Annotated in this window: 19 protein-coding genes; 11 read left to right on the forward strand and 8 right to left on the reverse strand. The window is 65.7% G+C overall.

The features are described from left to right. The first annotated feature begins 22 nt into the window (after nucleotides 1-22). From C8C96_RS02710 to C8C96_RS02755, 10 genes are all read left to right on the forward strand, one after another. Nucleotides 23-1234 (forward strand): HD-GYP domain-containing protein, encoded by a 1212-nt coding sequence (locus tag C8C96_RS02710; protein WP_121941340.1) that lies wholly within the window; start codon nucleotides 23-25, stop codon nucleotides 1232-1234. Between the two features lie 340 nt (nucleotides 1235-1574). After that, nucleotides 1575-2159 carry a glutathione peroxidase gene (locus C8C96_RS02715; protein ID WP_233584136.1) on the forward strand — a complete coding sequence of 195 codons (585 nt, stop codon included), beginning with the start codon at nucleotides 1575-1577 and terminating at the stop codon, nucleotides 2157-2159. Nucleotides 2160-2403: 244 nt separating this feature from the next. Beyond that, nucleotides 2404-3714, forward strand: coding sequence for an NAD(P)/FAD-dependent oxidoreductase (locus C8C96_RS02720; RefSeq protein ID WP_121941342.1), 1311 nt, complete (start codon nucleotides 2404-2406; stop codon nucleotides 3712-3714). Beyond that, nucleotides 3711-4502: a DUF1365 domain-containing protein gene (locus C8C96_RS02725; protein ID WP_086928480.1), complete on the forward strand. Its 792-nt coding sequence runs from the start codon at nucleotides 3711-3713 to the stop codon at nucleotides 4500-4502. Before C8C96_RS02720 ends, C8C96_RS02725 begins: the two co-directional genes overlap by 4 nt. 35 nt (nucleotides 4503-4537) lie before the next feature. Further along, nucleotides 4538-5770 (forward strand): cyclopropane-fatty-acyl-phospholipid synthase family protein, encoded by a 1233-nt coding sequence (locus C8C96_RS02730; RefSeq protein ID WP_056057551.1) that lies wholly within the window; start codon nucleotides 4538-4540, stop codon nucleotides 5768-5770. Nucleotides 5771-5820: 50 nt separating this feature from the next. Continuing rightward, nucleotides 5821-6354 (forward strand): chalcone isomerase family protein, encoded by a 534-nt coding sequence (locus C8C96_RS02735; protein ID WP_056057555.1) that lies wholly within the window; start codon nucleotides 5821-5823, stop codon nucleotides 6352-6354. After that, nucleotides 6351-7649 carry an MFS transporter gene (locus tag C8C96_RS02740; RefSeq protein ID WP_121941343.1) on the forward strand — a complete coding sequence of 433 codons (1299 nt, stop codon included), beginning with the start codon at nucleotides 6351-6353 and terminating at the stop codon, nucleotides 7647-7649. The genes C8C96_RS02735 and C8C96_RS02740 overlap by 4 nt, the downstream gene beginning before the upstream one ends. Nucleotides 7650-7674: 25 nt before the next feature. Continuing rightward, nucleotides 7675-8217, forward strand: coding sequence for a DUF3833 domain-containing protein (locus C8C96_RS02745; RefSeq protein ID WP_121941344.1), 543 nt, complete (start codon nucleotides 7675-7677; stop codon nucleotides 8215-8217). Beyond that, nucleotides 8214-8996 carry an SDR family oxidoreductase gene (locus C8C96_RS02750; protein WP_099731782.1) on the forward strand — a complete coding sequence of 261 codons (783 nt, stop codon included), beginning with the start codon at nucleotides 8214-8216 and terminating at the stop codon, nucleotides 8994-8996. The genes C8C96_RS02745 and C8C96_RS02750 overlap by 4 nt, the downstream gene beginning before the upstream one ends. Before the next feature lie 8 nt (nucleotides 8997-9004). Beyond that, nucleotides 9005-9460 carry a nuclear transport factor 2 family protein gene (locus C8C96_RS02755; RefSeq protein WP_121941345.1) on the forward strand — a complete coding sequence of 152 codons (456 nt, stop codon included), beginning with the start codon at nucleotides 9005-9007 and terminating at the stop codon, nucleotides 9458-9460. Between the two features lie 181 nt (nucleotides 9461-9641). On the opposite strand, the gene C8C96_RS02760 is transcribed toward C8C96_RS02755, so the two are convergent. The 8 genes from C8C96_RS02760 to C8C96_RS02795 form a co-directional block, all read right to left on the reverse strand. Next, entirely contained in the window at nucleotides 9642-10547 is a 906-nt protein-coding gene (locus tag C8C96_RS02760) for a sugar phosphate isomerase/epimerase (RefSeq protein ID WP_121941346.1), read from the reverse strand. 16 nt (nucleotides 10548-10563) lie between these two features. Next, nucleotides 10564-11463, reverse strand: coding sequence for a VOC family protein (locus C8C96_RS02765; protein ID WP_099731780.1), 900 nt, complete (start codon nucleotides 11461-11463; stop codon nucleotides 10564-10566). 37 nt (nucleotides 11464-11500) lie between these two features. After that, nucleotides 11501-12409: a shikimate dehydrogenase gene (locus tag C8C96_RS02770; protein WP_121941347.1), complete on the reverse strand. Its 909-nt coding sequence runs from the start codon at nucleotides 12407-12409 to the stop codon at nucleotides 11501-11503. 81 nt (nucleotides 12410-12490) lie between these two features. Next, nucleotides 12491-13495, reverse strand: coding sequence for a TRAP transporter substrate-binding protein (locus C8C96_RS02775; RefSeq protein ID WP_099731779.1), 1005 nt, complete (start codon nucleotides 13493-13495; stop codon nucleotides 12491-12493). Between the two features lie 55 nt (nucleotides 13496-13550). Beyond that, nucleotides 13551-14831 carry a TRAP transporter large permease gene (locus tag C8C96_RS02780; protein WP_015016272.1) on the reverse strand — a complete coding sequence of 427 codons (1281 nt, stop codon included), beginning with the start codon at nucleotides 14829-14831 and terminating at the stop codon, nucleotides 13551-13553. A 27-nt stretch (nucleotides 14832-14858) separates the two neighbouring features. Further along, on the reverse strand, nucleotides 14859-15443 hold the full coding sequence (locus C8C96_RS02785) for a TRAP transporter small permease (RefSeq protein WP_121941348.1): 585 nt from the start codon (nucleotides 15441-15443) through the stop codon (nucleotides 14859-14861). 222 nt (nucleotides 15444-15665) lie between these two features. Beyond that, nucleotides 15666-16382 carry a TetR/AcrR family transcriptional regulator gene (locus tag C8C96_RS02790; RefSeq protein WP_116748312.1) on the reverse strand — a complete coding sequence of 239 codons (717 nt, stop codon included), beginning with the start codon at nucleotides 16380-16382 and terminating at the stop codon, nucleotides 15666-15668. 106 nt (nucleotides 16383-16488) lie between these two features. Further along, complete coding sequence (locus tag C8C96_RS02795) at nucleotides 16489-17103, reverse strand: glutathione S-transferase N-terminal domain-containing protein (RefSeq protein ID WP_056742845.1); 615 nt, start codon at nucleotides 17101-17103, stop codon at nucleotides 16489-16491. 132 nt (nucleotides 17104-17235) lie between these two features. Here C8C96_RS02795 and purB point away from each other — a divergent pair, with 132 nt between their 5' ends. Next, the gene (gene purB / locus C8C96_RS02800; RefSeq protein ID WP_121941349.1) at nucleotides 17236-18615 is read left to right on the forward strand and encodes an adenylosuccinate lyase; all 1380 of its coding nucleotides are present in this window, start codon (nucleotides 17236-17238) and stop codon (nucleotides 18613-18615) included. Nucleotides 18616-18703: the final 88 nt, after the last annotated feature.

Below are 18703 nucleotides of genomic sequence, written 5' to 3' on the forward strand. Positions count from 1 at the left end.
GTCGGATAATGCAACGCGCACCATGAACCTCGTCAGCCTCAACATCGAATCCATCCAGCTGGGCCATCCCCTGCCTTTTGTGCTGCGGGGGGCCGACGGCGTGTTGCTGGCGCAAAAGGGCTATGTGATCCGCACCCGCGACGAACTGGCCAAGCTGGTCGAACGCGGGCGCGAGCTGTGTGTGGACACCGACGAATCCGGCGGCAGCCACCGCGCCTACCTGGCGCAGCTGCAGCGCATGCTGATCGCCGACACCAACCTGGGCGAGATCGCCGCCATGAAGATGACGGCCGGCGAGCAGGCCGCCGCAGCGGCCGCTGCGCGTGCGGGCAAAACCCTGCCCGACTGGCCCGAGCTGCAGTTGCGCGCTACGCAGCTGCTGCGCGCCCCGTCGCCCAGCGACTTTGGCGGTCGGTTTCAGGCCCTGCACGACGAGCTGGTGCGCCATTGCGAACAGACGCCCGACGCCACGCTGCTGGCACTGATCTATCTCTCGGCCCAGGAAACGCGCATGTACAGCGCCACGCATTCCATGCTGGTCAGCTGCGTGTGCATGGTGGTGGCCCGCGAGATGCTGCGCTGGCCCAGCGGCCGGGTGCAGCAATTGGGGCACGCAGCGCTGAGCATGAACATCGCCATGACCGAGCTGCAGGACCAGTTGGTGCTGCAGACCCAGCCCCTCACCGCGACCCAGATTGCCGCCGTGGAAGACCACGCGGCGCGGTCCGAGGCGCTGCTGCGCCATCTGGGCGTGGCCGACCCGGTGTGGCTGGAGGCCGTGCGCTGCCACCACCACCGCACGCCCGGGCCGCTGGGCAAAAAGACCGAAGCCCAGCAAATGGCCCGCCTGCTGCAGCGCGCCGACATTTTTGGCGCCCGCCTGGCCCCCCGCGCCGCACGGCTGCCCATGCCTGTCACTGCCGCCATGCAGGCCAGCTACTACGACGAAGAGCACCAGGTGGACGAGGCCGGAGCCGCCCTCGTCAAGACCCTGGGCGTCTATCCCCCCGGTGCCTTTGTGCGCCTGGCCAGCCGTGAAGTGGGCGTGGTCATCCGCCGGGGCACCACCGCCACCACCCCTCGCGTGGCCGTGGTGACCAACCGCGACGGCATGGCCACGGGCGAGCCCATTCCCCGCGATACGGGCATGCCGCCCTGGAAGGTCACCGGTGTGGTGGCTTTCAAGGACGTGCGGGTCAACCTGTCGCTGGACCGCCTGCTGCAGATGGTCTGACGCCTGGGAGGGCGCTGCGAGCCCCCCGGTTCTGCGTGCCGCCGCTGTCTGCGGCGGACAACACATCCCCTGTTTTGGGCATTGAGCGGCCCCTCATGCCTTGCTCCTGGTGCCTAGTGCCTGGCACCGGGTCTGACGCCGCGCTCGCCCCTGTCCCTGCCGGGTGAACGTCCGACGCCGTTTGGGCTGCACGGCCGTTTTGGGCCTCCTCACCCCGTTGCTTCCGAAATCTGAATCCAAATGCGTTCGCACCACGTAAACCATTCAGTACAAATAAAAACTCATGTGGACAAAAAATGATGAAATGGTTAAATTGGCCGCACTCACTGCCCAAAGTCCTATGAACCGCCTTACAAGACTCCTCTCGACAGCCACCGCGCTGGCGGCCTGGCTGCTGCTGGCGCCCGCCGCCCAAGCGGCCGATGCGCCTGCAGCGTGCCCGGCCACGCTGCAGCACACCTTTCCGCGCCTGCAGGACGAAAAGCCGCAGTCGCTTTGCCAGTACAGCGGAAAAGTGGTTCTGGTGGTCAACACGGCCAGCTTCTGTGGCTTTACCGGCCAGTACAAGGGACTGGAAGAGCTGTATGCCCGCTACAAGGACAAGGGGCTGGTGGTGCTGGGCTTCCCGTCCAACGACTTTGCCCAGGAAAAGGGCAGCAACAAGGAAATCGCCGACTTCTGCGAAAACACCTTCGGGGTGAAATTTCCCATGTTTGCCAAAAGCAGCGTGAAGGGCCCGGAGGCCTCGCCGCTGTACCAGCAACTGGCGCAGCTGTCGGGCACGGCGCCCCGCTGGAACTTCCACAAATACCTGCTGGGCCGCGACGGCAAGCTGGTGGACAACTACTCCAGCCTGACCGGGCCGGACAACAAGGGCCTGGTGCGTGCCATCGAACAGCAGCTCGCCATGCCCACACCCCGGTGAGCGCAATGACTTCTTTACATTTTTTGAAAAAAAATACAGGAGGCCTCTGGAACTTCGCCGGGGCGGCCTCACTCTATCCATTGCGCAAGACGATTGCGCAGCGTACAGTTTTAATGTTGCGAAGCCTTTCGGGCCCCTGGGTTCCGACTGACCTCCTGGAGCGCTTCTCCTCCCTCCCTCTCTTATTCGTTTCGGGACGCTTCGCAACCTTTTTATTCCGTGCACCGGCCAGAGGGAGCCGGTCATGAAAATCGCCATCATCGGCTCCGGCATCTCCGGGCTTTCCGTCGCGCACCAGCTGCGCGGCCAGGCGGACATCACGCTGTTTGAGGCGGGCGACTACTTCGGCGGTCACACCCACACCGTCGATGTCACTCTGCCCGATGCGTCAGGCACCCCGGTCACCCACGGCGTGGACACCGGCTTTCTGGTGTTCAACGAGCGCACCTACCCCCACCTGATCCGCCTGCTGGCCGAGCTGGGCGTCGAGACCGCCAAGTCGGACATGTCGTTCTCAGTGCAGGTGCCCGCAGCACTGGGCGGCGGCCGCGCGCTCGAATGGAGCGGCACCAACCTCAGCACCGTGTTTGCCCAGCGCTCCAACCTGATCAACCCGCGCTTTCTGGGCATGCTGCGCGACCTGCTGCGCTTCAACAAGCTCTGCACGCGCATTGCCGACAAGCAGGCCGAGGCAGCGCTGATGCAGCCCCTGGGCGACTTCTTGCGCGAGCACCGCTTTGGCGACGCCTTCCGCGATTGGTACTTCTTGCCCATGCTGGGTTGCATCTGGAGCTGCCCCACCGACCAGATGCTGAAGTTCCCCGTGGCCACCATGATCCGGTTTTGCCACAACCATGGGCTCATCCAGGTGAGCAACCGCCCCCAGTGGTGGACGGTGTCTGGCGGTGCGCGCCATTACGTGGACAAGATCGTGGCGGGCATTGCCGACAAGCGCCTGAACACCCCCGTGCGCCGCATCGAGCGCGATGCCGCCGGGGTGCGCGTGGTGACCGCAGGCCACACCGAACACTTTGACCAGGTGGTGCTGGCCACCCATTCGGACCAGTCGCTCGCGCTGCTGGCCCAGCCTTCGACGCAGGAGCGCGCCGTGCTCGGCTCCATCCGCTACCAGGCCAACCGCGCCGTGTTGCACACCGATACGTCCGTGCTGCCGGCGCGCCGCGCCGCCTGGGCTGCGTGGAACTACGAGCGCGCCCAGCAACGCAGCCGGGAGTCGGCCCGCGTGTGCCTGCACTACCTCATCAACCAGCTGCAGCCCGTGCCCTTTGCGCAGCCCGTGGTGGTGTCACTGAACCCGGTGCGCGACATAGCGCCCGAACACGTGATCGGCAGCTACGACTACGCCCACCCCGTGTTTGACATGGCCGCCATCCGCGCGCAGCAGCAGGTGGGCAAGCTGCAAGGGCAGCAGCACACCTGGTTCTGCGGCGCCTGGACGGGCTACGGCTTCCACGAAGACGGCCTCAAATCGGGCCTGGCCGTGGCCGAGCAATTGCTGGCAGCCCTGCCAGCCCCCCTGGCGGAGGCTGCGTGAGCCACGCGCCGGCCCCCACCGCAGCGCCCCTGATCGGCTTCGGCCAGGTGCGCCACACGCGGCTGCGGCCCCGGCGGCATGCGTTCGCCTACCCCACGTTTTTCCTGATGCTGCCGATGCGCAGCTTGCCCGGCATGCGTGGTGAGCTGGCTGTGAACCGGCGTGGCGCCATCAGCTTCCATGATGCGGACCACGGCGACGGCCGCAGCGCCGCGCAGGGCGGGGCGCTGGCCTGGCTGGACGAGTTGCTGCGCACCGAAGGCATCACCGACGCCACAGGTGAGGTGTGGCTGCACTGCTACCCCCGTGTGCTGGGCTACACCTTCAAACCCGTGAGCTTCTGGTACTGCCACCGTGCCGATGGCCACCTGCGCGCCATCGTGGTGGAAGTGAACAACACCTTTGGCGAGCGCCACTGCTACCTGCTGGATGCGCCGCAGTACGGCGTGGAACAGCAGGCACGCAAGGTGTTCCACGTGTCGCCGTTCTGCGAGGTGAGCGGCGGTTACCGCTTTCGTTTCATGCGCACCGAGGCCGGTGCACAGGACGCAGGCCGCACCGTGGTGCGCATCGACCACGACGACGACACCGGCCCGCTCATCCAGACCAGCGTGAGCGGCACCCTGCAGGCCATCACCGCACAGACCCTGCGCCAGGCGCTCTGGGGCTACCCCGCCATGACGCTGGCCATCATTGCCCGCATCCACTGGCACGCGCTGCAGCTGTGGCTCAAGCGCGTGCGTTTCCATCGCAAGCCCGAGGCGCCTGCCTCCATCGTGACCCGTTGATCTCCATGTCGTTCCAGCCCCGCGAGACCGCCGCCATGAACTCCACCACCGCCACCCGCTCCGACCGCAACGCGCAGGCCCTGCCCGCAGGCACTCCGGCAGCCGCCCGCACCGCGCTCAGGCTGCTGCAGCGCCTGCAGCACGGTCACCTCACGGTGCAGTTGCCTGACGGCACCCTGCAGCACTTCGGGCACGGCGATGGCCCGTCGGCGGCGATCACGCTCAAGAACTGGAATGTCTGCAGCGCCGCGCTCAAGTCGGGCGACATCGGCTTTGCCGAGAGCTACATCGCGGGCGACTGGACCACCCCGCACCTGACCGATCTGCTCAAGCTCTTCATCGCCAACCGCCAGCAGGTGGAAGGCGTGATCTACGGCACCTGGGCCGGCCGCCTGCTGTACCGCATCAAGCACCTGCTCAACCGCAACACCCGCGCCAACAGCCAGAAGAACATCCACGCCCACTACGACCTGGGCAACGCGTTCTACGAACTCTGGCTGGACGACACGATGAACTACTCGTCCGCCTGGTTCGAAGGCGATGCAGGCGGCGACATGCGCGCTGCCCAGCACGCCAAGGTGCGGCGCGCGTTGCGCATGGCCGGTGTGCAGCCAAATTCCCGGGTGCTGGAGATCGGCTGTGGCTGGGGCGCGCTGGCCGAGATGGCGACCGTCGAATTCGGCGCCCACCTGACGGGCGTGACACTCTCCACCGAGCAGCTCGCCTTCGCGCAAAAGCGCATGGCGCAGCAAGGGGTGGCCGAGCACGCCGACCTGCGCCTGCAGGACTACCGCGACATCCAGGACGGCCCGTACGACGCCATCTGCTCCATCGAGATGGTCGAGGCCGTGGGCCGCGAATACTGGCCCACCTACTTCCAGTCGGTGAACCGCTTGCTCAAGCCCGGCGGCCGGGCCTGCATCCAGAGCATCGTCATCGACGACAGCCTGTTCGAGCGCTACATCAGCTCCACGGATTTCATCCAGCAGTACATCTTCCCGGGTGGCTGCCTGCCGTGTCCGCGCGAGTTCCGCCGCGAAGCCGAGGCGGCAGGTCTGCGCGTGGTCGACGAGTTTGCGTTTGGCCAGGACTACGCCGAAACCCTCAAGCGGTGGCGCGAGCGCTTCCTGGCGCAGCGCACGCAGATCCTGCAGCTGGGCTTTGACGAGCGCTTCATGCACATCTGGGAGTTCTACCTGGCGTATTGCGAGGCGGCGTTTGCGATGAGCAACATCGACCTGGTGCAGTACACCCTGGCCAAGGACTGATGATTGCTATGAAAAATATAGCTGCTACCGCAATATTCACCAGCGCATTGATGGCTTTTGGCCCTCAAACCGCGCTGGCGCAGGTTGCAGAGGCCAGCGCAGCCGCCGCAGCCCCGCTGTCGGGGGCCCGCCTGGTCGGCCAGGGCGTGCTGCGGTTTCTGGGGTTTGAGATCTACCGTGCGCGGCTGTGGGTGCAGCCCGGCTTTGATGCCGACAACTACGCCGCCCACCCCCTGGCGCTGGAGCTGACCTACCACCGCGATTTTTCGGCCGAGGCGATTGCCAAGCGCTCCATCGAAGAGATGCGCCGCGTGGGCAGCTTCACGCCGCAACAGGCCGCGCGCTGGCAGCAGGCACTGACCGCCGCGCTGCCGGATGTGAAGGCCGGCGACCGGCTGCTGGGCCTGTACCAGCCCGGCACGGGCGCCGTGTTCAAGATGGGCGGGCGGGTGGTGGGCGAAGTGCCTGACGCCGAGTTCTCGCGCCTGTTCTTCGGCATCTGGCTGTCGCCGCAGACCTCCGAACCCGGACTGCGGCAAGAGCTGATCGCGGCCACCCGCACTGCGGGACAAGGGCAGCAATGACCTCCACCACGCCCATGCGCGCCAGCCAAGGCTTGGCCTATGGGCTGCTGGGCCTGCCGCTGGCTTTTGTGGCGCTGCCGCTGTACGTGCTGCTGCCCAATCACTACGCCCGCGAGTTCGGCATGCCGCTGGCCACGCTGGGCTCGGTGCTGCTGGCGGCGCGGCTGTTCGACGCGGTGTCCGACCCGCTGCTGGGGCGCCTGTCCGACTACCTGTTCGGCCGTTCGGTGCGCGCCGTGCTGGTGGTGGGCGCGGTGTCGGCCGTGGTGCTGGCACTGGGGCTGACCAGCCTGTTCTTTCCGTGGGTGCGTGGGGCGGATGCATTGATTGCCTGGGCGCTGGTGGCACTGCTCATCACCTACACGGCCTATAGCCAGCTGGGCATTGCGCACCAGTCTTGGGGCGCACGGCTGGGCGGCGATGAGCTGCAGCGCGGCCGCATCGTGGCCTGGCGTGAGGGCGCCGCGCTGGTGGGCGTGGTGCTGGCTTCGGTGCTGCCCGCGCTGCTGGGCCTGCCCGTGATGCTCAGTGTGTTTGCCCTCACCCTGCTGCTGGGCTGGTGGGCGTGGACCAGAGCCCCACGCCCCGCAGACCATGCTGAGGCCGTGGCAGGCGTGTACCGCCCGGCACAGCGCGCCAGCCTGTGGCGGCCCTGGGGACGGGCTGCCTTTCGCCGCCTGCTGGCCGTGTTCATGCTCAACGGCATCGCCAGTGCCATCCCGGCCACGCTGGTGCTGTTCTTCATCCAGGACCGCCTGCAGGCCCCGCCTGCGCAGGAGCCCATGTTCCTCGCAGCCTATTTTGTCTGTGCGGCGCTGTCCATCCCGCTGTGGCTGCGTGCCGTGGCGCGCTGGGGCCTGGCGCGCACCTGGCTGGCGGGCATGCTGCTGGCGATTGCCGTGTTTGTGTGGACGGCGTTTCTGGGCGCGGGTGATGTGTTGCCGTTCCTCCTGGTCTGCGCGCTGTCAGGCGTGGCCCTGGGCACGGACCTGGCCCTGCCCAGCGCCCTGCTGGCGGGCGTGATCGCGGCCGAGGGCGACAGCGGCCAGCACGAGGGCGCGTACTTCGGCTGGTGGAACTTTGCCACCAAGCTCAACCTGGCCCTGGCCGCAGGCCTGGCGCTGCCTCTGCTGGGCTGGTTGGGCTACACGCCGGGCACGCGCAGCGATGACGGCCTGCAGACACTGGGCCTGGCCTACGCCGTGCTGCCCTGCGCGCTCAAGCTGGCGGCAGCGGCAGCGCTGTACGTCCTTTTTCTGCGGCACCCACGCGGTGCGGCGATGGCTGGAACCTGACACCCATACCCCCAAGGCACAACCCATGATGCAAAGACGCCTCCTCCTCTCCGCCGCTGTGGCTGCGCCCGTAGTGCTGTCCGGCTGCGCCAGCCAGAACCTCGATGGCTACGCCACCGAGAAACCGGTGCTGGACTTGGCCCAGTATTTCAACGGCAAGATCGACGCCTACGGCATCTTCCAGGACCGCAGCGGCCAGATCGTCAAACGCTTCACCGTGGTGATGGACTGCACATGGAAAGGCAACGAAGGCGTGCTCGACGAAGCCTTCACCTACTCCGACGGCACCACGCAGCGCCGCATCTGGCGGCTGACGAAGCATGCCGACGGCCGTTACACCGGCACCGCCGACGATGTGGTGGGCGTGGCCAACGGCCAGACGCGCGGCAACGCCTTCCGCTGGAACTACACGCTGGCCCTGCCGGTGGATGGCAAGGTCTACAACGTGGACCTGGACGACTGGATGTACCTCATCGACGACCGGGTGATGCTCAACCGCGCCACCATGACCAAGTTCGGCGTGCGCCTGGGCGAGATCACGCTGTCCTTCACCAAACGCGCACCATGAGCCTCAACCCTCCCTTGCGCGACTGGCAGGGTCGCCGTGCCTGGCTCATCGGGGCCAGCAGTGGCATTGGCCGGGCCACCGCAGCCGCGCTGCATGCGCGCGGTGCGCAGGTCATCGTGTCGGCGCGCAGCGGTGATGCACTGAACGCCTTTGTTGTGCAGCACCCCGGCAGCATGGCGCTGGCTTTTGACACTGCCGAACCGGCACAGGTGCAGGCCGCCGCAGCGCAGGTGCTCGCGGGAGGGGCGCCCGACCTGGTGTGCTACTGCGCGGGCTACTACCGCGACATGCGCGCCACCGACTTCGATCTGGCCGTGATGCTGCGCCATGAGCAGATCAACTACAACGGCGTGCTGCACGTGCTGGCCGCCGTGTTGCCCGCCATGCTGGCCGCAGCGGAGGCCGGGCGCCCAGGCCACGTGAGCCTGATCAGCAGCGTGGCAGGCTTTCGCGGCCTGCCCAAGAGCCTGGCCTATGGACCCACCAAGGCGGCCCTCATCAACCTGGCCGAGGCGCTGTACCTGGACCTGCACGACCTGGGCATGGGCGTGAGCGTGATCAACCCTGGTTTTGTGGCTACGCCACTCACGGCGGGCAACGACTTCACCATGCCTGCCCTCATCTCACCCGAAGCAGCAGCGGCGGCCATCGTGCAGGGCTGGGAGCGGGGGCATTTCGACATCCACTTCCCCAAGCGTTTCACACGCGTGATGAAGCTGCTGCGGCTGTTGCCGTACCGTTGGTATTTCCCCGCCGTTCGCCGCTTCACAGGCCTTTGACTTTTGCGATGCAGCCCCCGAACACATCCCCATCCACCGAAGAAGCCGTCACGCGCGTTGTCGCGTTCTTTGAAAACCTCTCGCCTGCCGACATAGCGGCCATTGGCCAGTTCTACGCACCACAGGCGCGCTTCAAGGACCCCTTCAACGAGGTGCAGGGCGTGCCTGCCATCCAGGCCATTTTTGCCCACATGTTCGAGGCGCTGGAGCAGCCGCGTTTTGTGGTCACCGGCCGGGTGGTGCAGGGCACGCAGTGCTTCTTGACCTGGGACTTCCTGTTCGCGTTCAAGGACTTTCACAAGGGCGTGACGCAGACGGTGCGTGGTGCCTCGCACCTGGTGCTGGACGAACAGGGTCGGGTGACGCTGCACCGCGACTACTGGGATGCGGCCGAAGAGCTGTACGAAAAGCTGCCCGTGGTGGGCGCACTGATGCGCTGGCTCAAAAAGCGCGCCAACAGCTAAGTATCCTCCGCACGCATCGAGCGGTATATGGGCGCTACGGATCGGGATGATCTGCTAGGCGCAAAACGCAGCACTAGCTGTCGCTATTGCGAGGTGTTGCAACACCGCAGGCTGCCCGAGACCGCAGATGCACACGGCGCGGTGATTCGTGCAGCGGGTCCCCGGGGCCTGTTCACCCTCTTCACCCCACTGCCCGGATGCGCGAATGCCCGGGCAAGGGCACTGCGCGTTGCAACACGCCTTCGGCCAGCCACAGCGCACTGTTCCACGCCCGTTGCGCCACATAGGGCAGAGGCAGCTGCTGGTAGTCGTCGTTGAAGACCTCAAAGCTGTAATCGCCCTGGTAGCCCATGCCGTCCAGCGTGCGTACCAGTTCGGCCAGCGCCTTGCTGTGCACGCCTTCGCCAGGGAACACGCGAAAGTGCCGTGCGGTCTCGATGCGCTCTTGCACTGTGCGCGTTTCCTGCCACATGAAGTCGGACAGCTGCACGAGGTAGATCTTGGCGGGGTCCACGTCCTCCAGCGCCGCGAGCGGCGTGCTGGTGGCGAACTGGTGGTACGAATCAATGGCCAGCCCGAGGTTGGGGCAATCGGCCTGTTCCACGGCGGCCCAGGCCTGGTGCACCTCATTGATGTGGCGGCCCCAGGAGAGGCCCTCAAACGCCACGCGGATGCCATGGGGCAGCGCCAGCAGGGCCAGCTTGCGCAGGTCGCGCGCAATCGCATCGGCGTCAGACGTGGCGTGCGCAGACGTGGAGCTGCATGCCAGCAGCACGGGCGCGCCCAGGTCACGCGCCATCAGGATCATCTGCTTGGCGATGTCCACCTTGTAGCTGTGCAGATGGCCCGACAAGCCTTCAAAATCGCGCAGCACCTGGAAGCCCGTCACCCGCAGGCCGCTGCTGCGCACGGCATGCACGGCGGCCTCGATGCCTTCGGGGTGGCCCACGATGTCGCGTGCGGCCAGCATGATCTGGCCAAATCCGGCGGCCTTGACGGCGGCGAGCTTGGCCTCCAGCGGGCCGGCCAGGCTGATGGTGTCCATGCCAAAGTCGGCGACGTTGCGTTGCATGGTGGATGTGCGCATGGGGCAGTCTCCAGGCTCAGCGTGCGTCCAGCACCAGTTCGAAGCTGGGTGCTCCGGCATCTGCGCGGGTGAGGGCGCCGCGCGTGCCCGTGTGCACGCCGGTGGGGGACTCGACGAAGTCCACGCCGCGCTCGCGCAGCGCTTGCACCGTGGCCAGCACGTCGGGCGCGCCAAAGGCCACACGTTGCAGCAACTCTTCGGGGTCGGCTTCCAGCGCATCGACCAGCGGTTCGATGAGCTGCCAATGCAGCGTGCCACAGGGGCTGGCCAGGATGCGGCCGTGGGTGAGCACGCCAAACGACTGGTCCGGTGCCAGCTCGGCGAAGCCAAACAGTTCCCTGTAGAAGTGGATCCAGTCCTCCCCACGGCCCAGGCCGATGTACTGCACCACGCCAAACAGGTGCAGGCCCTGCAACGCGGGCGGGCGCTGGTTGACGGTGGGGATGGGCACAAAGTCCACGTCGTAGATGGAGAACTCCTTCCAGCGGTCGACAAAGTAGATGCGGCTGGCACCCACCCCGTGGATGGCGGGGATGTTCAGCTCCATCACCTCGACCTCGGTGTGCACGGCCCAGGCACCCAGTTCCAGCACCCGGCGGTAGGCCGCGGCCGCATTGCCCACGCGAAAAGCAATGGCGGCGAGCACCGGCGCTTCGGTGAGCGCGGGCGGGGCGTGCACGCCGGTGAGCTCTTTGTCCTGGTGGGCGTTGACGATGATGTTCATGTCGCCCTGGCGGTACAGCAGCACCTCGCGCGAGCGGTGGCGCGCCACGGGCTGAAAGCCCATGCGCTCCAGCGCCTGGCCCAGCGCCTGCGGACGGCTGGTGGCGTATTCGATGAACTCCACGCCCTGCAGGCCCAGGGGGTTGGGCAGTTCGCCCAGCGTTTCGCGGGCGGCCATCATCGGGGTGCTCATGGTGTCGGCTCCTTGGGGGTTGCGGCGGGCAGTGGCATCAGCGCGTGCTGACCAGGCGGCGGAAATGTGCATCCATGCGCGCCGCATCGGGCGCCTCGCCGGTGAACAGCTCGAAAGCGCCTACGGCCTGTCCCACAGCCATGCCACCGCCGTCGGATACCCGGCAGCCCAGCGCGCGTGCGGCCTGCACCAGGGCGGTGTCGAGCGGGAAATACACCACTTCGGACACCCACATCGGGGGCCGCAGCAGGGCCACATCGAGTGGCAGGCCGGGCAGTTTGTCCATGCCCGTGGGCGTGGCGTGGATCAGGCCTGTGGCCTGCGCCATGGCCGATTGGATGTCGGAGGCTTCGGCCCGGACGCCGTAAAGCGCATTCACGTCGGCTGCCAGTTGAGCCGCACGCTCGGGCTGCGCATCGACGATGCTCAGGTGCTCGGCGCCCAGCCGCAGCACGGCGTGTGCAATCGCAGCGCCGGCACCGCCCGCGCCGAGCAGCACCACGCGGCGCAGGTCGGCGCCAGGCAGTGCGCGGGTAAAGCCCCAGGCCCAGCCCGATCCGTCGGTGTTGTGGCCCACGAGTTTTCCGCCCTGGATGACCACGGTGTTCACGGCGCCCATGGCGCGCGCTTCTTCGGACAGGCTGTCAAGGTGCGGAATCACCGCCTGCTTGCAGGGGTAGGTCACGTTGCAGCCCGCGTAGCCCATGATGCGCGCCGCCGACAACAGCGTGGGCAGATGCTCCGCCGAGGAAGCAGAGCGGTCCAGGTCGATGAGCTGGTAGTGCAGGCGCATGCCGTGGTGGCGCGCTTCTTCTTCGTGCAGCGCGGGCGACAGCGATTTCTGGATGCCGGCACCGATCAGTCCGATCAGCACCTTGCGGGGGCTTGTGGATGGCATGGCGAACGTGGGTGTGGTGACCGGTGGATCAAGCAGCTGGATGCTCATGGGGCGGGCGGGATACGGGGTGAATGCACGGCCGGGCGTGGCGGGGCCACTGGCAGCCGTGCAGGGAGGGCAGCGTGGGGCTTACTTGCCGCCGCGCAGCTTGGCCAGCGTGGCGTAGACCTCTTTCACCGTCTCTGCGCCCACTTTTTCGCTGTGCTTTTCGACCACGGGTTTCACCTTGGCGCGCAGCTTGTCCAGCTCGGCAGGCGAGAACTCGGACACCTGCATGCCGGCCTTCTTGAGGTCTTCCAGCGCCACATTGGCCTGCACGCGCGACACACCGCGCTGGAAGGTGGTGGCCTCGGCCATGGCGTCGGTCAGCGCCTTCTGGTCAGCAGGGTTCAGACTGTCCCAGAACTTCTTGCTCACGATCACGGCCTGGGGGTTGTACATGTGGCGCGTCACGGTCAGGTACTTCTGCACCTCCGCAAACTTGGACGACAGGATGGTGGAGAACGGGTTCTCCTGGCCGTCCACGGCCTTCTGCTCCATGGCCGTGTACAGCTCGGGGAAGGGCATGGGCACGGCATTGGCGCCCAGCGCGTTGAACATGTCGATGTAGATGGGCGACTGGATCACGCGGATCTTGAGGCCTGCAATGTCTTCAGCCTTGGTGATGGGGCGCTTGCTGTTGGTGAGGTTGCGAAAGCCCAGCTCCCAATAACCCAGGCCCACCAGGTTCTTGGCCTGCAGCTTGTCGAGCAGCTTCTTGCCGAAGGGGCCGTCCGTCACGGCGTCAGCCTCTTGGGGCGTAGCGAACAGGAAGGGGAAGTCGTAGATGCCGAATTCCTTGGCCTGGGCCGACAGAATGCCCGCGTTGAGCACCGTCATCTCCACCGTGCCACCTTGCAGCGCCGACACGGTCTGCAGGTCGCCGCCCAGCGTGCCGCCGGGGAAGAGCTTGACGGCAATGCGGCCGTTGGTCTTGGCCGCCACCAGGTCGGCAAACTTTTGCGCGCCCTGGGCCTGCGGGTGGTCCTTCTGGTTCTGGAAGGCGAACTTGATGGTGCGCTCCTGCGCGTGCGCAGCGGGCAGCAGCGATGCGGCGACGAGGGCCGTGGCGAGCAGGGTCTTGAGCAGCTTCATGGGATGGTCTCCTTGGTTTTTTGGCAGGCAGAAACGGTAGGCGCGGGAGGGAGGGTCAGCCCCCCAGCAGGCGCAAGGGCACGAGAACAATGGACGGGAACAGCACCAGCAGGAACATGACGATGAACTGCGCCACCATGAACGGCATGACGCCCCGGGTGACTTGCGACATGGAAATGCGGCCCACCCCGGCCACCACGTTGAGCACGGTGCCCACGGGCGGCGTGATGAGGCCAATGGCGTTGTTGATGATGAACAGCACGCCGAAGTACACCGGGTCAATGCCCGCGGCCTTCACCACCGGCATCAGCACGGGCGTGAGGATGAGGATGGTCGGCGTCATGTCCATCGCGGTGCCCACCACCATGACCAGCACCATGATGGCGATCAGCAGCAGCGTCTGGTTGCCCATGAAAGGCTCCAGCATGCCGATGACAGCGGACGGAAGATCGGCCACGGTGATGAGCCAGGCCGACACCATGGCAGCTGCGACCAGGAACATGACCACGGCACTGGTGCGTGCGGAGGTCTGGAAGATATCCACCAGCTGGCGCAAGGTCAGCTCGCGGTACACGACCATCGCGACAAACAACGAGTACACGGCGGCCACCACAGCAGCCTCGGTGGGTGTGAACACCCCCATGCGCAGACCCACCAGGATGATGATGGGCAGGCCCAGGGCCCACACGGCTTCACGCAACGCCAGCAGCAGCTCGGCGCGCGTTGCGCGCTTCGGCGGCGCCACGTTCTCGCGCCGCACCAGCCACCACCAAGTCACAGCCAGCGAGAGCCCCAGCAGCACGCCAGGAACAATGCCCGCCAGGAACAGCTTGCTGATGGACACGTTGGCGGCCACGCCAAAGATCACAAAGCCGATCGAGGGCGGTATCACTGGCGCGATGATCCCGGCGGAGGCAATCAAGCCCGCCGAACGCTCCTTGTTGTGCCCCGCAGCCACCATCATGGGCAGCAGCAGCGACGCCAAGGCCGCCGCGTCCGCCACGGCCGAGCCCGACACTGCCGCCAGGATCACGGCCGCCATGATGGCCACGTAGCCCAGGCCACCGGGGACATGGCCTACCACGGTGAGCGCCAGCTTCACGATGCGCTTGGACAGCCCGCCCACATTCATGATCTCGCCCGCCAGCATGAAGAACGGCACGGCCAGCAGCGGGAAGCTGTCCGCGCCGTTGATCACGTTCTGTGCCAGGATCTGCGCGTCGAACAGGTCCAGATGCCACATCAGCGCCACACCGCAGATCAGCAGCGCGTAAGCGATGGGGACACCGATCGCCATGGCGAGCAGCAGGGAACCGAGGAAGATGGTGACGGTCATGGTGCGCGTTCCAGTGCAAAAGAGGGATCAGCGGCGTGTGCCCGCCGAGGGAGGGGTGGCACTGGCGTCTTCCGTGCGGTGTTGCAGTGCCGCGAGTTCTTCACTTTCCTGCACCATGACCAGCTCATGCTCGCCCATTGGCACAAAGAGCGTGCGCAGCAGATCGCGGACCAGAATGGCAATGGCTGATGCGCCCATGAGCACACCGCTGGCGTAGAAGATGCCCACGGACGCCCCGGTCACCGGCGCTTCGGTGTCGGCATTGATCAGCATCTGGGCCCAGCTGCCTTTGAGCAGCAGCCAGGAGACATACAGCATCGAGATCTGTGCGAGAACCAGGCAGACCTTCTTGCCCGCAGAGGGCAGGCGGGACACCAAGACATCGGTGCCCAGGTGCCCATGCTCTCGCAAAGCCACCACGGCCCCCATGAAGGTCAGCCACACAAACAGCCATCGCGACAGCTCTTCGGACACCGTGATGCCCGAGTTCACCGTGTAGCGCAGCACCACGTTGCCAAACACCAGCACCACCATGATGGCCAGACACAGGCCGGAAAGCATGTCGAGTGCGCGGGTGTATCGCCCGAGCCAGCGGTCGGCCAGTGCAAGCATGGTGTCTCCAGTCGTTATCAGTTAGTGGATTTAATTTTGTACGAACTGGTTAGTATTTGATCTAGGTGCAAACCCTGCTCGCGAACAGCGATAGGGCAGCACCGGGTGGCGCGCGGTGGGCCCGCGATTGGAGGGTCAACCACGCCCGGCGAAGAGCGTCCTCCGGCTCATGGCCCTGAAGAACAGCAGGGTGCCAGGCGCGCAGCGCCGGGGGGATTCGATTTAGGGCCGCAGAAAGCGCACGATCATTTCAATGATCGATTCACGGCGTTGCGCCGTGGCGGCAGGCGTATCCAGCGAGCGCTTGAAGATCGCGCCAAAGGTGTGGCGGTTGGCCACGTTGAAAAAGCACAGCGCCGAAATCGACATGTGCAGATCGACAGGGTCCACGTCCGGACGAAAAACCCCCGCCGCCACGCCACGCTGGTACACGTCGCGCACGGCATGGATGACCGGAATATTCAGTTCCTGGATCGTGGCGGATTGGGTGATGTACTCGCCCCGGTGCATGTTCTCGTTCATGACCAGGCGGATGAAGTCGGGATTGGCAAGCTGGTAGTCCACCGTGAAACCGACCAGCGTGCGCAGTGCCTGCTCGGGCGCCAGGTCTTCGAGGTGCAGCTCGGACTCAATGCGCCGGATGCGGCGGTAGGCGTCTTCCAGCACCGCCACATACAGACCTTCCTTGCTACCAAAGTAGTAGTAGATCATGCGCTTGCTGGTGCTGGTCAGTGCCGCGATCTCGTCGATGCGGGCTCCGGCCAGGCCCTTGTCGGCAAACTCTGCCGTGGCCACCTGCAGGATGTTGGCCATGGTGCGGTCTGGGTCGTTCACGCGCACCCGGTCGGCGCCCGGCGTGGCCGCGGCCTCGCGCGCGGCGCGCTGGCGGGTCGCCCTGGTACCAGCGGTGGGGGGTGGGTTTTGAACCATTTCGTTCATACGCCCGGGAGCATACGGCAAGCAGGGGACCGGAACTGCACAAAGACCCGCGGCACTCCGCGGGAGGACGGACTCGCCGGAGCCTTTCAGCAGCCGAGCGACGGGGTCAGGCAGGCTTGGTGTCCGCGAAACTCGGGCGCTGCATCAGCTTGTCGAGCAGCTTGCCTAGGTTGGGGTACTCGCTGCGCCAGGCGATCTCGGGAAAGCGGAACTCAAGCCAACCCAGAGCGCAACCCACGGCGATGTCCGACAGGCTCAGATGGATGCCGCTGCAATAGGGCTTGTCGCCCAGGCCCTGGCTCATGGACTTGAGGCCATCGTTCACCTTGAGCAGTTGACGGTCGATCCAGGCCTGGCTGCGTTCGCTGTCCTTGCGGTGCACCCAGGTGGCTTCCAGGCGGGCCAGGATGCCGGCATCCATCACGCCGTCGGCCAGGGCCTCCCAGGTTTTGACTTCAGCCCGCTCGCGGCCCTGGGAAGGGATGAGCTTGCCCACGGGCGACAAGGTGTCGAGGTATTCGACGATGACGCGCGAATCAAACACAGCCTCGCCGCCTTCCATCACCAGACAGGGTACCTTGCCCAGGGGGTTGGATGCAGAGATATGGGTGTCGTCTGCCCAGACGTTTTCTTGCACGAACTGGTAGTCGAGCTTTTTCTCAGCCATCACGATACGTACCTTGCGCACGTAGGGGCTGGCGGTGGCTCCGATCAATTTCATGGTGTGTCTTCCAGTGCGCGGGGAATGCTGAACAATTCGGGTTTGATTCTATCGACAGCGACCCGGCATGAGGCTGACTGATGCGCCGCCCCCACAAACCCCGCCGACCGGCCCCGCCTACAATCGTGCGCCATGAGCCTGTCCACCATCACCGCCCTGTCGCCGCTTGACGGCCGTTACGCCCCCAAACTTGCCGCCCTTCGCCCGATCATGAGCGAGCACGGCTACATGCACCGCCGCGTGCAAGTGGAAGTGGCGTGGTTCATTACCTTGTCGGATGCAGGGTTTGCAGAGTTCAAGCCCCTCACCACCGGAGCGCGCGCTTACTTGCTGGGCCTGGTCAAGAACTTCTCCGAGGCCGATGCTGCAGCCATCAAGGAGATCGAGAAGACCACCAACCACGACGTGAAGGCGGTCGAATACTGGATCAAGAGCAAGTTCGAGGCACGCCCCGAGCTGGAAAAAGCCTCGGAGTTCGTGCACTTCGCCTGCACCAGCGAAGACATCAACAACACCAGCCATGCCCTGCAGCTGCGCTCGGGTCGCGACCAGGTGGTGCTGCCAGGGCTGGACCGCATCGTGCTCAAGCTGCGCGAAATGGCCCACGCCTTTGCCGAAGTGCCCATGCTCAGCCGCACCCACGGCCAGACGGCCAGCCCCACCACCGTGGGCAAGGAAATGGCCAATGTGGTGATGCGCCTGCAAACCGCCTGCGACCGCATCGCCAGCGTCAAGATCATGGGCAAGATGAACGGTGCAGTGGGCAACTACAACGCCCACCTGTCTGCCTGGCCCGACTTTGACTGGGAAGCCTTTAGCAAGAAGGTCATCGAGACACCCGAGCCTCTGGGCCTGGGCCTGACTTTCCAGCCGTACAGCATCCAGATCGAGCCCCATGACTACATGGCCGAGCTGTTCGATGCCGTCGCCCGTGCCAACACCATCCTGATCGACCTCTCGCGCGACATCTGGGGTTACGTGAGCCTGGGCTACTTCAAGCAGCGCCTCAAGGCGGGCGAAATCGGCTCGTCCACCATGCCGCACAAAGTCAACCCCATCGACTTCGAGAACGCCGAAGGCAACCTGGGCCTGGCCAACGCGCTGCTCAAGCACCTGTCCGAAAAGCTGCCCATCAGCCGCTGGCAGCGTGACCTGACCGACAGCACCGTGCTGCGCAACATGGGCGTGGCCCTGGGCTACGCCACGCTGGCTTATGCCTCGTTGCTCACGGGCCTGAACAAGCTCGAAATCAACGAAGAAGCCCTGGCCGAAGACCTGGACGCGTCCTGGGAAGTGCTGGCTGAACCCATCCAGACGGTGATGCGCCGCTTTGGAGTGCAGGGCGCCTACGAAAAGCTCAAGGAAGTGACCCGGGGCAAGACCGTGACAGCCGAAGCGCTGCACGGGTTGATCCAGTCGCTGGAGATTCCTCAGGCCGAAAAGGACCGACTGCTGGCGATGACGCCCGGCAGCTATGTGGGCAAGGCGGCCGAGCTGGCCCGTCGCGTATAAAAATGATAGCTGCCTGTGCCGGTAGCACGGGCTTTTGAAACCTCTAGAGCTGCCAAAGCAAGTAAATACTTGCGCTGGCAGCTCTTGT

It is taken from the genome of Acidovorax sp. 100 (assembly GCF_003688355.1).
In the GTDB taxonomy this organism is placed as follows: domain Bacteria; phylum Pseudomonadota; class Gammaproteobacteria; order Burkholderiales; family Burkholderiaceae_C; genus Acidovorax; species Acidovorax delafieldii.

Bases quoted from the DNA above. Each gene is read 5' to 3' on its own strand.
- C8C96_RS02790 (WP_116748312.1), bottom strand. From the start codon at position 16,382: ATGAACGAAATGGTTCAAAACCCACCCCCCACCGCTGGTACCAGGGCG.
- C8C96_RS02715 (WP_233584136.1), top strand. From the start codon at position 1,575: ATGAACCGCCTTACAAGACTCCTCTCGACAGCCACCGCGCTGGCGGCC.
- C8C96_RS02720 (WP_121941342.1), top strand. From the start codon at position 2,404: ATGAAAATCGCCATCATCGGCTCCGGCATCTCCGGGCTTTCCGTCGCG.
- C8C96_RS02795 (WP_056742845.1), bottom strand. From the start codon at position 17,103: ATGAAATTGATCGGAGCCACCGCCAGCCCCTACGTGCGCAAGGTACGT.
- C8C96_RS02710 (WP_121941340.1), top strand. From the start codon at position 23: ATGAACCTCGTCAGCCTCAACATCGAATCCATCCAGCTGGGCCATCCC.
- C8C96_RS02735 (WP_056057555.1), top strand. From the start codon at position 5,821: ATGGCTTTTGGCCCTCAAACCGCGCTGGCGCAGGTTGCAGAGGCCAGC.
- C8C96_RS02775 (WP_099731779.1), bottom strand. From the start codon at position 13,495: ATGAAGCTGCTCAAGACCCTGCTCGCCACGGCCCTCGTCGCCGCATCG.
- C8C96_RS02745 (WP_121941344.1), top strand. From the start codon at position 7,675: ATGATGCAAAGACGCCTCCTCCTCTCCGCCGCTGTGGCTGCGCCCGTA.
- C8C96_RS02765 (WP_099731780.1), bottom strand. From the start codon at position 11,463: ATGAGCACCCCGATGATGGCCGCCCGCGAAACGCTGGGCGAACTGCCC.
- purB (WP_121941349.1), top strand. From the start codon at position 17,236: ATGAGCCTGTCCACCATCACCGCCCTGTCGCCGCTTGACGGCCGTTAC.
- C8C96_RS02780 (WP_015016272.1), bottom strand. From the start codon at position 14,831: ATGACCGTCACCATCTTCCTCGGTTCCCTGCTGCTCGCCATGGCGATC.
- C8C96_RS02785 (WP_121941348.1), bottom strand. From the start codon at position 15,443: ATGCTTGCACTGGCCGACCGCTGGCTCGGGCGATACACCCGCGCACTC.
- C8C96_RS02770 (WP_121941347.1), bottom strand. From the start codon at position 12,409: ATGAGCATCCAGCTGCTTGATCCACCGGTCACCACACCCACGTTCGCC.
- C8C96_RS02740 (WP_121941343.1), top strand. From the start codon at position 6,351: ATGACCTCCACCACGCCCATGCGCGCCAGCCAAGGCTTGGCCTATGGG.
- C8C96_RS02750 (WP_099731782.1), top strand. From the start codon at position 8,214: ATGAGCCTCAACCCTCCCTTGCGCGACTGGCAGGGTCGCCGTGCCTGG.
- C8C96_RS02760 (WP_121941346.1), bottom strand. From the start codon at position 10,547: ATGCGCACATCCACCATGCAACGCAACGTCGCCGACTTTGGCATGGAC.
- C8C96_RS02730 (WP_056057551.1), top strand. From the start codon at position 4,538: ATGAACTCCACCACCGCCACCCGCTCCGACCGCAACGCGCAGGCCCTG.
- C8C96_RS02755 (WP_121941345.1), top strand. From the start codon at position 9,005: ATGCAGCCCCCGAACACATCCCCATCCACCGAAGAAGCCGTCACGCGC.